The following is a 14,944-nucleotide window of genomic DNA, read 5'->3' as shown; positions in this document are numbered from 1 at the left end:
GCCGCCCCGCTTACCGCACCCCGCTCACCGCTCCCGGCTCAGCCGCGCGCTGGTGTGCCGGGTCGGTACGGCCGCCGAGGGGTCCTCCGGCCACGGGTGCTTCGGATAGCGGCCGCGCAGCTCGGCCCGCACCGCGCGATAGCCCTCCCGCCAGAACGAGGCCAGGTCCGAGGTCACCGCCGCCGGCCGCCCGGCGGGGGAGAGCAGATGCACCAGGACCGGCACCCCCGCCACGCGCGGGGTCTCGGCGAGCCCGAACATCTCCTGGAGCTTCACCGCGAGCACCGGCCGCTCCCCGCCGTAGTCCACCCGTATCCGCGACCCGCTCGGCACCTCGATCCGCTCCGGCGCCAGCTCGTCGAGGCGCCCCGCCTCGCCCGTCGCCCACGGCAGCAGCCGGCGCAGCCCCTCGCCGGCGTCGATCCGGCCCAGATCCGCCCGCCGCCGTGCCCGGGACAGCTCCGGCTCCAGCCACTCCCCGGCCCGGGCGAGCAGCGCCTCCTCCGTCACGTCCGGCCACGGCTCGTCCAGCTCCCGGTGCAGAAAGGCCAGCCGGTGCCGCAGCTCCCCGGCGTCCCGGCTCCAGCGCAGCAGCGCCGTGCCCTCCCGGCGCAGCCCGTCCAGCAGGGCCTCCCGCACCGGCCCCGGGTCCGCCTCCGCCCGCAACGGGCGGACCGCCAGCTCCACCGCCCCCAGCCGCTCCACCGCCCGGGCCACCACGTCGCCGTCCTCCCAGTGGACCTCCTCGCCCGCCCGCAGCAGATGCCCCGCCGCGCGCCGCGCCACCGCCTCGTCCACCACCGCCGCGAGCCGCACCCGGGCCGTCGCGCTCTGCGCCGTCCGGTCCGCCACCGCGACCGCCAGCCACCCGGGCGTGCCGAGCCGCGACCCCTCCGCGAGCCGGGCCCCGGTGCCCGACACCATCAGATAGCCGTCCCGCTCCCGCGCCCGCGCGACCCGCTCCGGGAACGCGAGCGCCGTCACCAGACCCGCCGCCGCGTCCTCGCCCAGGGACCCCGGCCCACCCGCACCGTTCTCCGCGCCGTCGGCCTCGGCGCCGGCCGCGCGCTCCAGCCGCCGCACCTCCGCCTTCCAGCGCGCCGCGTACCCGTCGCCGCCCCGGCGCGCCTGCCGCCAGGCCGCCGCCAGATCGTCCCCGTACTCCCGGGGCGGCTCCTCGCTCAGCAGCGCCACGACCTCCGCAGCGCGACGGGCACCCACGCCGGCCGCGCCGTCGAGCAGCGCCCGCGCCAGCCGCGGATGCAGCCCCAGCCGGGCCATCCGTACACCGCGCTCGGTGGCCCGGCCGTCCCCGTCCACGGCACCGACCGCCTCCAGTACCGTGCGCGCGGCCGCCATGGCTCCGGCCGGCGGCGCGTCCAGCAGCGCGAGCCCCGCCGCCGACGGATCGCCCCAGCAGGCCGCCCGCAGCGCGAAGCCCGCCAGATCGGCGATCCTGATCTCGGGGGAGGGGTACCGCGCGCGGCTGCCGTCCTCCGCCTCCGCCCAGCAGCGGTACACCGCCCCGAACGCCTCGCGCCCGGAGCGGCCGGCCCGCTGCGTCGCCGCCGCGACCGACACCGGCACCGTCGCCAGCGAACCGAGACCGCGCGCGTGGTCCATCCGCGGCTCCCGCGCGAGCCCCGAGTCCACGACGATCCGGACCCCCGGCACCGTCAGGCTCGACTCGGCCACCGACGTCGCGAGGATCACCCGGCGCCGCCCGTCCGGACCCGACCCGCGCAGCACCGCGTCCTGGACGGCCGCCGGCGCCCGCCCGTGCAGCTGCAGCACCTCGGCGTCCAGATCCGCGAGCAGCCCCGCCGTCCGCGCGATCTCCCCGGTGCCGGGCAGGAAGCACAGCACGTCGCCGTCGTGCCGCTCCATGGCCCGCCGGACCGTTGCCGCCACATGCCGCAGCAGCGCCGCGTCCACCCAGGTGCCGTGCGCCGGCCGGATCCCGGCGGGCGGCGCGGCGAAGTGGACCCGGTAGCCGTGCCCCTCGCCCTTCGCCCGCACCACCGGCGCGGACCCGGTCCCGTCCAGGGCCGTCAGCAGCCGGGACCAGGCCTCCGCGTCGCTGGTCGCCGACGCGGCGATCAGCGTCAGCTCGGGCCGCAGCGTCGCCCGTACGTCCACCAGGAACGCCAGCGCCGTGTCCGCGTCCAGATGCCGCTCATGGCATTCGTCGAGGAGGACCACATCCACCCCGGCCAGCTCCGGATCGCGCTGGAGCCGCTGGAGCAGCACGCCCGTCGTCACCACCTCGACCCGCGTCGCGGGACCGGTCCGCCGCTCCCCGCGTACGGAGAAACCGACGGACCCGCCGACCTCCTCGCCCAGCAGCCACGCCATCCGCCAGGCCGCGGCCCGCACCGCCATCCGGCGCGGCTCCGCCACCAGCACGCGCCGCCGGGGCCCGTCCCCTATAAGACCCGCGAGGGCCAGCGGGACCAGCGTGGTCTTGCCCGTCCCGGGCGGGGCGTGCAGCACGGCCGTACCCCGCTCCTCGAGCGCGGCGAGCAGCTCGGGAACGGCGTGGCGGACGGGAAGACGGTCGAGCGCGTCGTATCGGATCACGCGTTCAGTCTCGTACGCCCGCCCGCCGCCCGGCGTCCGTTGTCCACAGGCACCACCGATTCATACGACTTATACGGCGCGTCGGCGGGCCGGGCGGATCGTGCCTCAGTCGTCGAGGCGCTCGCAGACGAAGATCGCCGTGCCCGGGATCAGATTCCCCCGCAGCGGGGACCAGCCGCCCCACTCCTGGCTGTTCCAGTCCGGCCACTCCGGCTCCACCAGGTCGACCAGCCGGAAACCGCCGGCCACCACGTCCCGCACCCGGTCCCCGAGCGTCCGGTGGTGCTCGACGTAGACCGCGCGCCCCTTCTCGTCCTGCTCGACGTACGGCGTCCGGTCGAAGTACGAGGCCGCCACCGACAGGCCCTCCGGCCCCGGCTCGTCCGGGAACGCCCAGCGGATCGGGTGGGTCACCGAGAACACCCACCGGCCGCCCGGCCGCAGCACCCGGCGCACCTCGCGGAAGACCCGCACCGGGTCGGCGACGAACGGCACCGCGCCGTACGCGGAGCAGGCGAGGTCGAAGGAGCCGTCCCGGAACGGCAGCGCCCCGGCGTCCGCCTCCACCAGCGGCAGGCCCCCGCCGATCCGCAGCGCGTGCTGGAGCTGGCGGTGGGAGAGGTCGAGCGCCACCGGCCGGGCGCCCCGCGCGGCCAGCCAGCGCGCGCACTGCGCCGCGCCCGCGCCGATCTCCAGCACGTCGAGCCCCCGCAGCGACCCGGCCGGGCCGAGCAGCTCCGCGTCCTCCTCGTCGAGCCCCTCGGGACCCCACACGAACCGGTCGTCCCCGAGGAACGCCCCGTGCTCGGTCTGGTACTCGTCGGCGTTGCGGTCCCACCAGCCCCGGCTGGCCCGGCTGCTCTCCGCGTCCCCCGCGTCGCGCCGGGTCGCCTCCGCCTCGTCCTCGGGGACCTCGGGGCCGTCTTCTCGTCCGTACTCTTGGTTCATCTCGCCCGTCGATGTAGTTTGCGCTCAGAGCCATGGCGCGTGGCGCGACACGGCTTTCCAGGGCCAGGAGGGCCTGGGGTGACGTGAGTTGCGCCGGATATGAGGCGACCCGCCCCTGGTGTGCGCTTCGCGCATTGACCCTGTCCGGCCGTCCCCGTATGCTAAAGGTTGCGCTGCGGGCCTGCGCGCCTCAGACAGAGCAGGCCGCGCTCGCATCTGTTGTATGTCCCCTCGGTTTTCGAGGCGCTCCCGTTCTTCGGGAACGGCGCTTCCTTGGTCGTCCGGCTTCTTCAGTGCGATACGGGCTCTCGGCGTAGCAGTACCTACGACTTCAATGTCCGTACCGGAGCCCTTTCCCACATGACGAGCAGCACCGAGACCACCGCCACCAGCACCACCCCGCAGGTTGCGGTCAACGACATCGGTAACGAGGAAGCCTTCCTCGCCGCGATCGACGAGACGATCAAGTACTTCAACGACGGCGACATCGTCGACGGCGTCATCGTGAAGGTCGACCGGGACGAGGTCCTGCTCGACATCGGTTACAAGACCGAAGGTGTCATCCCGAGCCGCGAGCTCTCGATCAAGCACGACGTCGACCCGAACGAGGTCGTCAAGGTCGGCGACGAGATCGAGGCCCTGGTTCTCCAGAAGGAGGACAAGGAAGGCCGCCTGATCCTCTCGAAGAAGCGTGCCCAGTACGAGCGCGCCTGGGGCACCATCGAGAAGATCAAGGAAGAGGACGGCATCGTCACCGGTACCGTCATCGAGGTCGTCAAGGGTGGTCTCATCCTCGACATCGGCCTCCGCGGCTTCCTCCCGGCCTCCCTGGTCGAGATGCGCCGTGTCCGCGACCTCCAGCCCTACGTGGGCAAGGAGCTCGAGGCGAAGATCATCGAGCTGGACAAGAACCGCAACAACGTGGTCCTGTCCCGCCGTGCCTGGCTCGAGCAGACCCAGTCCGAGGTCCGCCAGACGTTCCTCACGACCCTCCAGAAGGGTCAGGTCCGCTCCGGCGTCGTGTCCTCGATCGTCAACTTCGGTGCCTTCGTGGACCTGGGTGGCGTCGACGGTCTGGTTCACGTCTCCGAGCTGTCCTGGAAGCACATCGACCACCCGTCCGAGGTTGTCGAGGTCGGCCAGGAGGTCACCGTCGAGGTTCTCGACGTGGACATGGACCGCGAGCGCGTCTCCCTGTCGCTGAAGGCGACCCAGGAGGACCCGTGGCAGCAGTTCGCCCGTACCCACCAGATCGGCCAGGTCGTTCCGGGTAAGGTCACCAAGCTGGTTCCGTTCGGTGCGTTCGTCCGCGTGGACGAGGGCATCGAGGGTCTGGTCCACATCTCCGAGCTGGCCGAGCGCCACGTGGAGATCCCGGAGCAGGTCGTCCAGGTCAACGACGAGATCTTCGTCAAGGTCATCGACATCGACCTCGAGCGTCGTCGCATCAGCCTCTCGCTGAAGCAGGCCAACGAGTCCTTCGGTGCCGACCCGGCCTCGGTCGAGTTCGACCCGACCCTGTACGGCATGGCCGCGTCGTACGACGACCAGGGCAACTACATCTACCCCGAGGGCTTCGACCCCGAGACCAACGACTGGCTCGAGGGCTACGAGACCCAGCGCGAGGCCTGGGAGACCCAGTACGCCGAGGCGCAGCAGCGCTTCGAGCAGCACCAGGCTCAGGTCATCAAGTCCCGCGAGGCCGACGAGGCCGCCGCTGCCGAGGGTGGCGCCGCCGCTCCGGCCGGTGCCCCGGCGGGCGTGTCGGGTGGCTCCTACTCCTCGGAGTCGGACGACAACGCCGGCGCCCTGGCGTCGGACGAGGCGCTTGCCGCCCTGCGCGAGAAGCTGGCCGGCGGCCAGAGCTGAACCAGCTCACCCGCTGACCCGCTCCTGTAGCGAGTACGAGGCCCGTCTCCCCTTCGGGGGAGGCGGGCCTCGCCCGTTCCCCGGGGTCCGGCGGCTCCGGGCCTCGGGGGATCCGGGGTGATTCCCGGGCCCGGGGAATGACGGTGTGTCGGAAGGCGTTGTGGTGGTAGAACGCGAGGAGGAGCGGAAATCGTGCTTGATCCCCAGGATTTGTACGAATGGGACCGGAAGGGTCTCGCCGTGGTCGACGTGGCCCTGGCGCAGGAGTCGGCCGGGCTGGTCATGCTCTACCACTTCGACGGCTACATCGACGCCGGTGAGACCGGCGAGCAGATCGTCGACCGGCTGCTCGACACCCTGCCCCACCAGGTCGTGGCCCGCTTCGACCACGACCGGCTCGTGGACTACCGGGCCCGGCGCCCCCTGCTGACCTTCCGCCGCGACCGCTGGACCGCGTACGACACCCCGGTCCTGGAGGTCCGGCTGGTCCAGGACGCCACCGGCGCGCCGTTCCTGCTGCTGTCCGGCCCCGAGCCGGACGTCGAGTGGGAGCGCTTCGCCGCGGCCGTCCGTCAGATCGTCGAGCGCCTCGGCGTCCGCCTCGCCGTCAACTTCCACGGCATCCCGATGGGCGTCCCGCACACCCGTCCCGTCGGCCTCACCCCGCACGGCAGCCGCACCGACCTCATGCCCGGCCACCGCAGCCCCTTCGACGAGGCCCAGGTGCCCGGCAGCGCCGAGTCCCTCATCGAGTACCGCCTCACCGAGGCCGGCGTCGACACCCTCGGCGTCGCCGCCCACGTCCCGCACTACGTGGCCCGCTCCCCGTACCCGGACGCCGCCCTGACCGCCCTGGAGGCCGTCACAGCCGCCACCGGTCTGGTCCTGCCCGGCGTCGCGCACGCCCTGCGCACGGAGGCCCGGCGCACCCAGACCGAGATCGAGCGGCAGATCGGCGAGGGCGATGAGGAGCTGACCGCCCTCGTCCAGGGTCTTGAGCACCAGTACGACGCGGCGGCGGGCGCCGAGACCCGCGGCAGCCTCGTCGCCGAACCGGCCGACCTTCCCTCCGCCGACGAGCTGGGCCGCGAGTTCGAGCGTTTCCTCGCGGAACGGGAGGGCGACGCGTAGCCACCCGGCGGCGCGATCTAAGCTGCCGCTCATGCTGAAGGTAGGTTTGACCGGCGGCATCGGCGCCGGCAAGAGCGAAGTCTCCCGGCTGCTCGTCTCGTACGGAGCAGTCCTGATCGACGCCGATCGGATCGCCCGAGAGGTCGTGGAGCCCGGCACGCCCGGGCTCGCGGCGGTCGTCGCGGAGTTCGGCCCGGAGATCCTCACGCCCGAGGGCGCGCTGGACCGGCCCGGGCTCGGCGCCATCGTCTTCCACGACGCCGGGCGCCTCGCCGCGCTGAACGCCATCGTCCACCCCCTCGTCGGCGCCCGCTCCGCCGCGCTCGAGAGCCAGGCAGGACCCGGCGACGTCGTCGTCCACGACGTACCGCTGCTCACCGAGAACGGCCTCGCCCCCCTCTACGACCTGGTCGTCGTCGTGGACGCGTCACCCGAGACCCAGCTGGACCGGCTCGTCCGGCTGCGCGGCATGACCGAGGCCGACGCCCGCGCCCGGATGTCCGCCCAGGCCACCCGCGCCCAGCGGCGCGCCGTCGCCGACCTCCTCGTCGACAACGACGGCCCCCTGGAGAAGCTGGAGCCCCAGGTGCGCGAGGTGTGGCAGGAGCTGGTGCGGCGGGCCGCCGAAGCCGCCTCGCGGCCCGGCACGCCGTGACCGCCCCGTAGGTTCGGAACGCCTCGCGGGCCGTGAACACCCCATGGGTGGGGTAGGCATGACGTCCGCGAGGGAATACCCCACCGGGGGGACGGGGTTCCCGCGCGGAATACGGCCGCCGTGCCGGCTGTTGAACCGCCGAAGCGAGGGAAGGAGCCGCCGTCGTGGCCGAGAGGGATCCGCAGACCCACGTCATCGACTACCGCGCCGCCGAGCAGCTGCTCGCCGCCCGTGACCCGCGGGGCGCGGTCAAACTGCTCGACTCGGTGATCGCCGCCCATCCCGAGAACACCGCGGCCCGGCTGCTGCGCGCCCGCGCCTTCTTCGCCGCCGCGCAACTCCGCCCGGCCGAGCTGGAATTCGAGCTGGTCCTGGAGCGGGAGCCGGACAACGCCTTCGCCCACTTCGCGCTCGCCCGTACGTACCAGCGCGCCGGCCGCCCCGACCAGGCGACCCGTCACTTCCGCCTGGCCGCCGCCCTCGACCCCAAGCCCGAGTACCTGGAGGCGGCCCGCTTCGGTCCGGCGATGGGCGGGGCCGGGGAGAAGAGCGGGGCCGGGGAGAAGCGCGAGGCGGGAGAGGGCAGAGAAGCGGGGGAGAGCGGAGCGACGGGGGAGTAGGGCGATGGGCGCCCGCCCCGCGACCGGGGCCGGGCCGCGCGTCGTCCTCGGCGTGATGCCGTCCTCGGCGTCTCCGGTCAGCGTTTCCGGCCGCCGCGATCCGGTTCGTACGGCGGGACGTCCCGTCCCGGCTGCCAGTGCGGGCCCTGCCGGAGATGGCGGATCACCAGGGTCATGTCCACGGCGGCCACCAGGAACAGCACCCCGCACGCCGCCGACCACCCCACCGCGCCGAACAGCGCGAACACCGTCGCACCGAAGGCGGCCCACAGCATTCCCCACAGGCTCAGCCAGAAGCGCAGCCGCAGCGTGCTGCGCGCGGTCGCCGGTTCACTCCCCGTACGCATCACTTCGCATCTCCCGGGTGGGCCGACCCCCGAAGGCTCTTCCAGGATCCACCCGCGGCGCACGATCCGAAAGCCCCCGCCGAGCGGCGGCGGGGCGACGACGAGAGGACGTGAGGGCATGAGCGAGGACGGGAACCTCCAGCGGACCCGGGAGGGCCACGAGGGCACCGGACCCGGCGCGATCACCCCGGACGGCTGCGCCGTCGAGCTGTACCGGCGGCTGGGCGCCGGCACCGAGCCGGACGTCATCGGGGCCGCCGTGCCGGCCGGCGCGACCCTCCTCGAACTGGGCAGCGGCGCGGGCCGGGTGACCAGGCCGCTCGTCGAGCGCGGCTTCGCCGTGACGGCCGTGGACGAGTCCGCCGAGATGCTGGAGGCGGTCGGCGAGTGCGCGCCGGGGGCCGAGACCGTGCTCAGTTCGATCGAGGACCTGGACCTGCCGCGGACGTTCGACGCGGTCGTGCTCGGCTCGTTCCTGGTGCACACGGCCGACGCCGGGGGACGGCAGGCCCTGCTGGAGACGTGCCGGCGCCATGTGAAGGACGACGGGCGGGTCCTGATCCAGCGCGAGGGCGCCGACTGGCACACCGATCTGCCGCGCGAGCGCCACGACCCGGCCGGCTACACGGTACGGATCGTGTCGGCGGAGCCGGTGGGGGAGGGCGTGAACTCCGTGCACGCCGAGTACGTCTTCCCGGACGCCCGATGGACCCAGACCTTCCTGTCCCGGCCGCTGACCGCCGAGGCCCTGGAGGGGTACCTCGCCGAGGCCGGGCTGGCCTTCGACGGCTATCTGACCGACGACGGCACCTGGCTGGCCGCCCGCCCCCGCTGATCCCGCCGGGCCGCCCGGTCCTCCGCCGGGATCAGTGCACGACGCTGTAGCTGCGCCAGGTCAGGGTGCCCGGCGCGATCTGGTCGGAGGTCCGGGTCGCCACGTACGTGTTCGGGCCCCGGCAGTCGCGGGTCCGGAACAGCCGCATGTCGACCAGCGTCGCGTTCCGGACCCGCGTCGCGCCGCCCGGCGACAGCTTGTGGCAGCCCCGCACCCCGGGGCTGGTCACCGTCACCTCGATGTCGTGCGCGGTCTCGTACGAGACCGTGCCGACCATGCTGCGGCCGAGGCCCGAGCAGCCCGAGACGGCGAGCGTGAGCAGGACGGCCCCGGTGGCGATCGTGAGACGCCGGTGAACGGACATGGCGGAAATCCTCGTCTGTCGGGTCGGGTCGGTTCAGGTCGGGCGGCGGGTCGGGTCGGTTCAGGAAGGCGTGACCGGGCGGAACGGGGGGCCGGCGCGGGCCCGGGCCGCGCGGGCGCGTGCCGGCCGACGCCCGTTGCCGCCACCCTCCCCCGCCCCGATCGGGGTGTCACCCGCTGCTGGGCCGCCCGGGGGACCCGGTTGTCGGACCCCGCCCGTAAGGTCGGGAGTGCAGTCGGAACACGTCGCGGACCAGGAGGTGAGAGCGCGTGCCGCACACCGGGAGTGCCTGGACCGTCCCCGGCGGCCTCGCGGCCGTCTTCCTGCCCGCCGCCCTGCCCCGCGAGGGCCGGATCGCCCTGTGGTCCCCCGACGGCGGACCGCTGCCCGAGGAGGGCGCCCCAGCGCTGCCCGCCGGGGCCGAGCGCGCCGAGCTGACCGTCGTACGTCGGCACGGCACCGGGGCGCGGAGCCGGACCGTGCCCGCCCTGCTGCTGCCCGTCGCCGCCGCCCTGCCCGCGCTGACCGCCGCCCGCCACCACCCGGCCGCGCACCCCGCCACCGTCTGCTGGGGCGCCGCCGCCCTGCACGCGCTGCACCTGGTCGCCCGGGGGCGGCTGCTGCCCGGTCTCACCGCGGACGATCACGACGCCTGGCGGGCCGGACCGCTCGACGCCGACGACATCGCCCACCTGCGGGCGATCGCCTCCGTCATGCCGTACGAGGCCCACGCCACCCCCGTGTCCGGCCGGGGCCCGCTGCGGCTGCCCGAGCCCGAGGCGCTGGTCCGGGCCTTCCTGGACGCCGTCGCCGACACCCTGCCCCGTACCCCCGCCGCCCCGCACGCGGTCGGTCCGGCGTTCGCCGCGCGGGAGCCGCAGCGGCTGCCCCGCGCGCGTGCCTGGGCCGCCGAGGCCGCCGCCGGCATGGACGCGGGCGTACGGGTCTCGCTCCGGCTCGACCTGTCCGCCTTCGAGCTGTTCGACACGTCCGATCCGGCCGAGATCGCCGCAGGGACGGATCCCGAGGAGGACGGCGGGCGGCATGTCGCCGCCGCGCTCCTCCAGGTGCACAGCCTCGCCGACCCGACCCTGGTCGTCGACGCGGCCGCCCTGTGGGCCGGGGAGGGCGACGAGAGTTTCGGCCCCCGCGCCCGCGTCGACGCCGTCCTCGCGCTGCGCCGGGCCGCCCGCGTCTGGCCGCCCCTCGGCGGTCTCCTCGAACGGGACGTGCCCGATGTGCTGCCGCTGCGCGAGGAGGAGCTGTACGAGCTGCTCGGCCCGGCCGCCGCCCGGCTCGCCGACGCCGGAGTCGCCCTGCACTGGCCCCGTGACCTGGCCCGTTCCCTGTCGGCCTCCGCCGTCGTACGCCCCGCGCAGAGCGCGCCCGGTTCCGCGACCGACGGCACGTCCTTCTTCGACAGCGCCGAGCTGCTCCGCTTCGACTGGCAGCTCGCCCTCGACGGCGACCCGCTCACCGCGCGCGAGATGGACGCCCTCGCCGAGGCCCACCGCCCCGTCGTCCGGCTCCGCGACCAGTGGGTGGTCGTCGACCCCGATCTCGTCCGCAAGGCCCGCAAGCGCGAACTGGGCCTGCTGGAGCCGGTCGACGCGCTCGCCGCCGCGCTCACCGGATCCGCCGAGGTCGACGGCGAGACCGTCCCCGCCGTGCCCGTCGGCGCCCTCGCCACCCTGCGCGACCGGCTGCTCCTTGGACCGGAGGCCATCCCCGCGCCGCCGGGCCTCGACGCCACGCTGCGTGACTACCAGCTGCGCGGCCTCGCCTGGCTCGACCTCATGACCTCCCTCGGCCTCGGCGGCTGCCTCGCCGACGACATGGGCCTCGGCAAGACCGTCACCCTCATCGCCCTGCATCTGCGCCGCGCCCACCCGGCCCCGACCCTTGTCGTCTGCCCGGCCTCGCTGCTCGGCAACTGGCAGCGGGAGATCCGGCGGTTCGCCCCCGGCGTGCCCGTGCGCCGCTTCCACGGCACCGGCCGCAGCCTCGACGGGCTCGACGAGGGCGGCTTCGTCCTCACCACCTACGGCACCCTGCGCACCAGCGCGCCCCATCTCGCCGAGCAGCGGTGGGGCATGGTCGTCGCCGACGAGGCGCAGCACGTCAAGAACCCCTTCTCGGCGACCGCCAAGGCGCTGCGCACCCTGCGGGCGCCCGCCCGGGTCGCCCTCACCGGCACCCCCGTCGAGAACAACCTCTCCGAGCTGTGGGCGCTCCTCGACTGGACCACCCCCGGCCTGCTCGGCTCCCTCAAGGCCTTCCGCGCCCGGCACGCCCGCGCCGTCGAGAACAGCGAGGAGGTGGAGAACGAGGAGGCGGTCGAGCGGCTGGCCCGGCTCGTCCGGCCGTTCCTGCTGCGCCGCCGCAAGTCCGACCCGGGCATCGTCCCCGAGCTGCCGCCCAAGACCGAGTCCGACCACCCCGTCCCGCTCACCCGCGAACAGGCGTCGCTCTACGAGGCGCAGGTGCGCGAGACGATGGCGCGGATCGAGGCCGCCGAGGGCATGGCCCGGCGCGGACTGATCATGAAGCTGCTGACCTCGCTCAAGCAGATCTGCAACCACCCCGCCCAGTACCTCGGCGAACCGGCCGCGGACGGCGCGCGGCTGTCCGGTCGCTCCGGCAAGCTCGCCCTGCTCGACGAACTCCTCGACACGATCGTGGCCGAGGACGGTGCGGTCCTCGTCTTCACGCAGTACGTGTCCATGGCCCGGCTGCTCGCCGGCCACCTGGCCCGCCGGGGCATCGCCGCCCAGCTGCTGCACGGCGGTACGCCGGTCGCCGAGCGCGAGCGGATGGTCGACCGTTTCCAGGACGGCGAGGTGCCCGTCTTCCTGCTGTCGCTGAAGGCCGCGGGCACCGGCCTCAACCTGACCCGGGCCGGTCATGTCGTCCACTACGACCGCTGGTGGAACCCGGCCGTCGAGGAGCAGGCCACCGACCGCGCGTACCGGATCGGGCAGACCCGGCCGGTGCAGGTCCACCGGATGATCACCGAGGGCACGGTCGAGGAGCGCATCGACGAGATGCTGCGCGCCAAGCGGGCCCTCGCCGACGCCGTCCTCGGCTCCGGCGAGGCCGCCCTCACCGAACTCACCGACCGCGAGCTGGCCGACCTGGTGTCCCTGAGGAGGTCCGCGTGAGCCCCCGCCCGCCCGGCCGCGGCCCCGCCGCCGCCCGTGCCGGTGCCATCCCGGCCGGCGCGCTGCCCCGCCATGACGACCGCCGCCGTACGTTCCCGCAGCTCGCCCCGCACGGGGACCCCGACGGGCGCTTCGCCGCCACCTGGTGGGGCAACGCCTGGGTGGACGCCTTGGAGGACACCGCCCTCGACCCGGCGCGGCTCGCCCGCGGCAAGGCGTATGCCCGCGGCGGCCATGTCGACGCGATCACGGTCACCCCCGGCCGGGTCGTCGCCTACGTCCACGGCAGCCGCCCCCGCCCGTACCGCGCCGAGATCCGGCTGCGGACCCTCCGCGACGACGACTGGGAACGCTTCCTCGACGAGGCCGCCGCCCGGCCCGAGTACATCGCCGCCCTCCTCGACAAGGACGTCCCGCACGCCCTGGAGGCGGTCACCGGACTCCTGCCCGCCTCCGGCGACCTCGTGCCCGACTGCTCCTGCCCCGACGACGGCTACCCGTGCAAGCACGCCGCCGCCCTCTGCTACCAGGCCGCCCGGCTTCTCGACGAGGACCCCTTCGTCCTCTTCCTCATGCGCGGCCGCGGCGAGCAGGAACTCCTCGCCTCCCTCGCCCGCCGCAACGCGGCCCGTTCCGCCGTCGAACAGACCGAGCGGGCCGAGCGCAGCCGAGAGGCCGGGCCTCAGGGACGTACGGACGGCGCCCCCACCCTGCCCTCGGTGCTCGCCCGTACCGTCCTCGCCCCGTCCGGCGGACCCGCCGCGCCGCTCCTCCCGCCGCCGCTGCCCGCCCCCGCGGGCCCCGGCCGCCCCGCCGTCTTCCCGGCCGACCCCGAGGCGCCGGACCCGCTCGCCCTCGACCTCCTCGCCACCGAGGCCGCCGCCCGCGCCCACCTCCTCCTCACCACCGGCCGCGACCCCGTCGCCGGACTCACCCCCTGGCAGGACGCGGTACGGCTGGCCGCCGCGCACCCCGGCTCCGGCCTCACCGCCTCCACCCGCGCCCTCTACCGGGACCTCGCCCACGCCCAGGACCGCACCCCCACCGACCTCGCCCGCGCCGTCGCCGCCTGGCGCCAGGGCGGAGCGGCGGGACTGGCCGTACTGGAAGAGCCGTGGGATCCGCCCGCAGGCCCGTTCGACCGGGCCCGGCCCGCCCTGATCGCCGCCGACCTGCCCGCCTTCCGCCCCTGGCGCAACCGCCTCTCGACCGCCTCCCTCCAGCTCCGCCTGGGCCGTGACGGTCTCTGGTACGGCTACGAGTCGGACGCCGGCCGCGAGGACTGGTGGCCGCGCGGTACCCCCGACGCCGACCCGGTCGGAGTGATCACCGCGCTGCTGGGCAGGTGACCGTTAGGCTGGTCGCACGATGCTCTGAAGGAGGCCTGGTGGAAGCCGAGTTGGTGGCACTGGCGACGGCGGGGGCGACGGCGCTCGTCCAGCAGATGGTCGGCGAGGGATGGGAGCGGGCCCGGACCCGGATCGCGGGGTTCTTCGCCGCCCGCTCCGGAGCCGACGAGGAGACGGTCGGCGCCGAACTGGATGCCGCCCGCGACGACCTGGTCCGCGCCGGACAGGACGGTGGCGAGGAGGCGGTGGAGGAGGCCAGGGCCGAGGCCGAGACCGAATGGCGTGCCCGGATGCGCCGCAGCCTGCGCGCCGCCCCCGAATCGGCCGCCGAACTCCAGGCGATCCTCGACGAGCTGAGGCGCGAGCAGGGCACGGGAGCGCAGCCGGCCCCGGTCGTGCACCACACGCACAACACCATCAGCGGGGGAACCAACCAGGGCGTGTTCATCCAGGCCGGATCGGTCGGCGAGACCTCGGTGCACCACCACGGCGGCCCCCGCGCCTGATCCCCGCACCGAACGGGGCGCCCGCCGAAACGTGTTGCGGAAGTGGATCAAGCTCGTCACAGTGACGGCATGTCACTGAGCCGCGTCGTCCTGTCGTCCGGTCGTTCGATCACACTCGCCCAGCTGCGGATGTCCTCCACCTACGGCGGGATGCCGGCGGGTTACCCGTGCAAGCGGGTCAACGACCGGAAGGTCGAGGCGCTCCGGCAGGAGGCCGAGCGGGCCTTTCCCTCCTGGCCGGTCCACCTGGTTCCGCCCACGCGCGCGTACCCGGACGAGAGCGGCGGCGGCTTCGGCCCGGTCGAGGTGATGCCCGCGGTGACCTGCGTCGGTTTCTTCCACTCGGCCGCGATAGCTCAGGGATGCGACTGGTCCGTCCTCGCCGTGGCCTGGTTCCAGGCCGCCCCGGTCGTTCCGTCGGGCGAGGACGCCGACCTCGGGCTCCGCGGCATCCCCTGGGAGGAGCTGGCCCGGGACGACGAGTTCTAGGGCGTGTGTCGAAAGTAGCTCCGTCCGCCCGGAGGGCGGGGCCTGCGGCGTCTGGTGCGTGCGATCGCAAGGCGGAGGATCATCCTCGTA

General features: G+C 74.6%; 13 protein-coding genes. 9 read left to right on the top strand and 4 right to left on the bottom strand.

Going from position 1 to position 14,944, the window contains the following annotated elements; genetic code table 11:
* Positions 1-24: 24 nt before the first annotated feature.
* Both hrpB and ABZ693_RS21885 read right to left on the bottom strand, forming a co-directional pair.
* Positions 25-2,580 carry an ATP-dependent helicase HrpB gene (gene hrpB, locus ABZ693_RS21890; RefSeq protein ID WP_359879748.1) on the bottom strand — a complete coding sequence of 852 codons (2,556 nt, stop codon included), beginning with the start codon at positions 2,578-2,580 and terminating at the stop codon, positions 25-27.
* Positions 2,581-2,685: 105 nt separating this feature from the next.
* Entirely contained in the window at positions 2,686-3,528 is an 843-nt protein-coding gene (locus tag ABZ693_RS21885; RefSeq protein ID WP_359879745.1) for a class I SAM-dependent methyltransferase, read from the bottom strand.
* Between the two features lie 360 nt (positions 3,529-3,888).
* Here ABZ693_RS21885 and rpsA point away from each other — a divergent pair, with 360 nt between their 5' ends.
* The 4 genes from rpsA to ABZ693_RS21865 all read left to right on the top strand — a co-directional run bounded on the left by rpsA (position 3,889) and on the right by ABZ693_RS21865 (position 7,803).
* A complete protein-coding gene (rpsA, locus tag ABZ693_RS21880) occupies positions 3,889-5,397 on the top strand; it encodes a 30S ribosomal protein S1 (RefSeq protein WP_359879743.1) in 1,509 nt (502 codons plus the stop codon).
* Positions 5,398-5,589: 192 nt separating this feature from the next.
* Positions 5,590-6,528: a PAC2 family protein gene (locus ABZ693_RS21875; protein ID WP_359879741.1), complete on the top strand. Its 939-nt coding sequence runs from the start codon at positions 5,590-5,592 to the stop codon at positions 6,526-6,528.
* A 31-nt stretch (positions 6,529-6,559) separates the two neighbouring features.
* A complete protein-coding gene (gene coaE / locus ABZ693_RS21870) occupies positions 6,560-7,183 on the top strand; it encodes a dephospho-CoA kinase (RefSeq protein ID WP_359879738.1) in 624 nt (207 codons plus the stop codon).
* A 164-nt stretch (positions 7,184-7,347) separates the two neighbouring features.
* A complete protein-coding gene (locus ABZ693_RS21865; RefSeq protein WP_359879736.1) occupies positions 7,348-7,803 on the top strand; it encodes a tetratricopeptide repeat protein in 456 nt (151 codons plus the stop codon).
* A 77-nt stretch (positions 7,804-7,880) separates the two neighbouring features.
* Here ABZ693_RS21865 and ABZ693_RS21860 read toward each other — a convergent pair whose 3' ends face one another.
* The gene (locus ABZ693_RS21860) at positions 7,881-8,150 is read right to left on the bottom strand and encodes a DUF6343 family protein (RefSeq protein WP_359879733.1); all 270 of its coding nucleotides are present in this window, start codon (positions 8,148-8,150) and stop codon (positions 7,881-7,883) included.
* A gap of 118 nt (positions 8,151-8,268) precedes the next feature.
* Here ABZ693_RS21860 and ABZ693_RS21855 point away from each other — a divergent pair, with 118 nt between their 5' ends.
* Entirely contained in the window at positions 8,269-8,985 is a 717-nt protein-coding gene (locus ABZ693_RS21855; protein WP_359879730.1) for a class I SAM-dependent methyltransferase, read from the top strand.
* A 31-nt stretch (positions 8,986-9,016) separates the two neighbouring features.
* Here the strand turns inward: ABZ693_RS21855 and ABZ693_RS21850 are convergent, their stop codons facing one another.
* Positions 9,017-9,349: a hypothetical protein gene (locus ABZ693_RS21850; protein WP_359879728.1), complete on the bottom strand. Its 333-nt coding sequence runs from the start codon at positions 9,347-9,349 to the stop codon at positions 9,017-9,019.
* Between the two features lie 269 nt (positions 9,350-9,618).
* On the opposite strand from ABZ693_RS21850, the gene ABZ693_RS21845 reads away from it, so the two are divergent.
* From ABZ693_RS21845 to ABZ693_RS21830, 4 genes are all read left to right on the top strand, one after another.
* Positions 9,619-12,510 carry an SCO1167/SCO6262 family helicase gene (locus ABZ693_RS21845; protein WP_359879725.1) on the top strand — a complete coding sequence of 964 codons (2,892 nt, stop codon included), beginning with the start codon at positions 9,619-9,621 and terminating at the stop codon, positions 12,508-12,510.
* Positions 12,507-13,859: an SWIM zinc finger family protein gene (locus ABZ693_RS21840; protein ID WP_359879723.1), complete on the top strand. Its 1,353-nt coding sequence runs from the start codon at positions 12,507-12,509 to the stop codon at positions 13,857-13,859. Before ABZ693_RS21845 ends, ABZ693_RS21840 begins: the two co-directional genes overlap by 4 nt.
* Before the next feature lie 38 nt (positions 13,860-13,897).
* Complete coding sequence (locus ABZ693_RS21835; protein ID WP_359879720.1) at positions 13,898-14,365, top strand: hypothetical protein; 468 nt, start codon at positions 13,898-13,900, stop codon at positions 14,363-14,365.
* 69 nt (positions 14,366-14,434) lie between these two features.
* Positions 14,435-14,854, top strand: coding sequence for a hypothetical protein (locus tag ABZ693_RS21830; protein WP_359879717.1), 420 nt, complete (start codon positions 14,435-14,437; stop codon positions 14,852-14,854).
* Positions 14,855-14,944 lie beyond the last annotated feature (90 nt).

This window comes from Streptomyces laurentii, assembly GCF_040635425.1.
GTDB classification, from domain to species: Bacteria; Actinomycetota; Actinomycetes; order Streptomycetales; family Streptomycetaceae; genus Streptomyces; species Streptomyces laurentii.
The sequence above is the reverse complement of the archived record's forward strand: the minus strand, read 5'-3'. Positions and strand labels throughout refer to the sequence as shown.

What these genes read in the sequence shown, in the direction of transcription:
- ABZ693_RS21885 (WP_359879745.1), bottom strand. Translation starts at nt 3,528, where the DNA reads ATGAACCAAGAGTACGGACGAGAAGACGGCCCCGAGGTCCCCGAGGAC.
- rpsA (WP_359879743.1), top strand. Translation starts at nt 3,889, where the DNA reads ATGACGAGCAGCACCGAGACCACCGCCACCAGCACCACCCCGCAGGTT.
- coaE (WP_359879738.1), top strand. Translation starts at nt 6,560, where the DNA reads ATGCTGAAGGTAGGTTTGACCGGCGGCATCGGCGCCGGCAAGAGCGAA.
- ABZ693_RS21860 (WP_359879733.1), bottom strand. Translation starts at nt 8,150, where the DNA reads ATGCGTACGGGGAGTGAACCGGCGACCGCGCGCAGCACGCTGCGGCTG.
- ABZ693_RS21855 (WP_359879730.1), top strand. Translation starts at nt 8,269, where the DNA reads ATGAGCGAGGACGGGAACCTCCAGCGGACCCGGGAGGGCCACGAGGGC.
- ABZ693_RS21850 (WP_359879728.1), bottom strand. Translation starts at nt 9,349, where the DNA reads ATGTCCGTTCACCGGCGTCTCACGATCGCCACCGGGGCCGTCCTGCTC.
- ABZ693_RS21830 (WP_359879717.1), top strand. Translation starts at nt 14,435, where the DNA reads ATGTCACTGAGCCGCGTCGTCCTGTCGTCCGGTCGTTCGATCACACTC.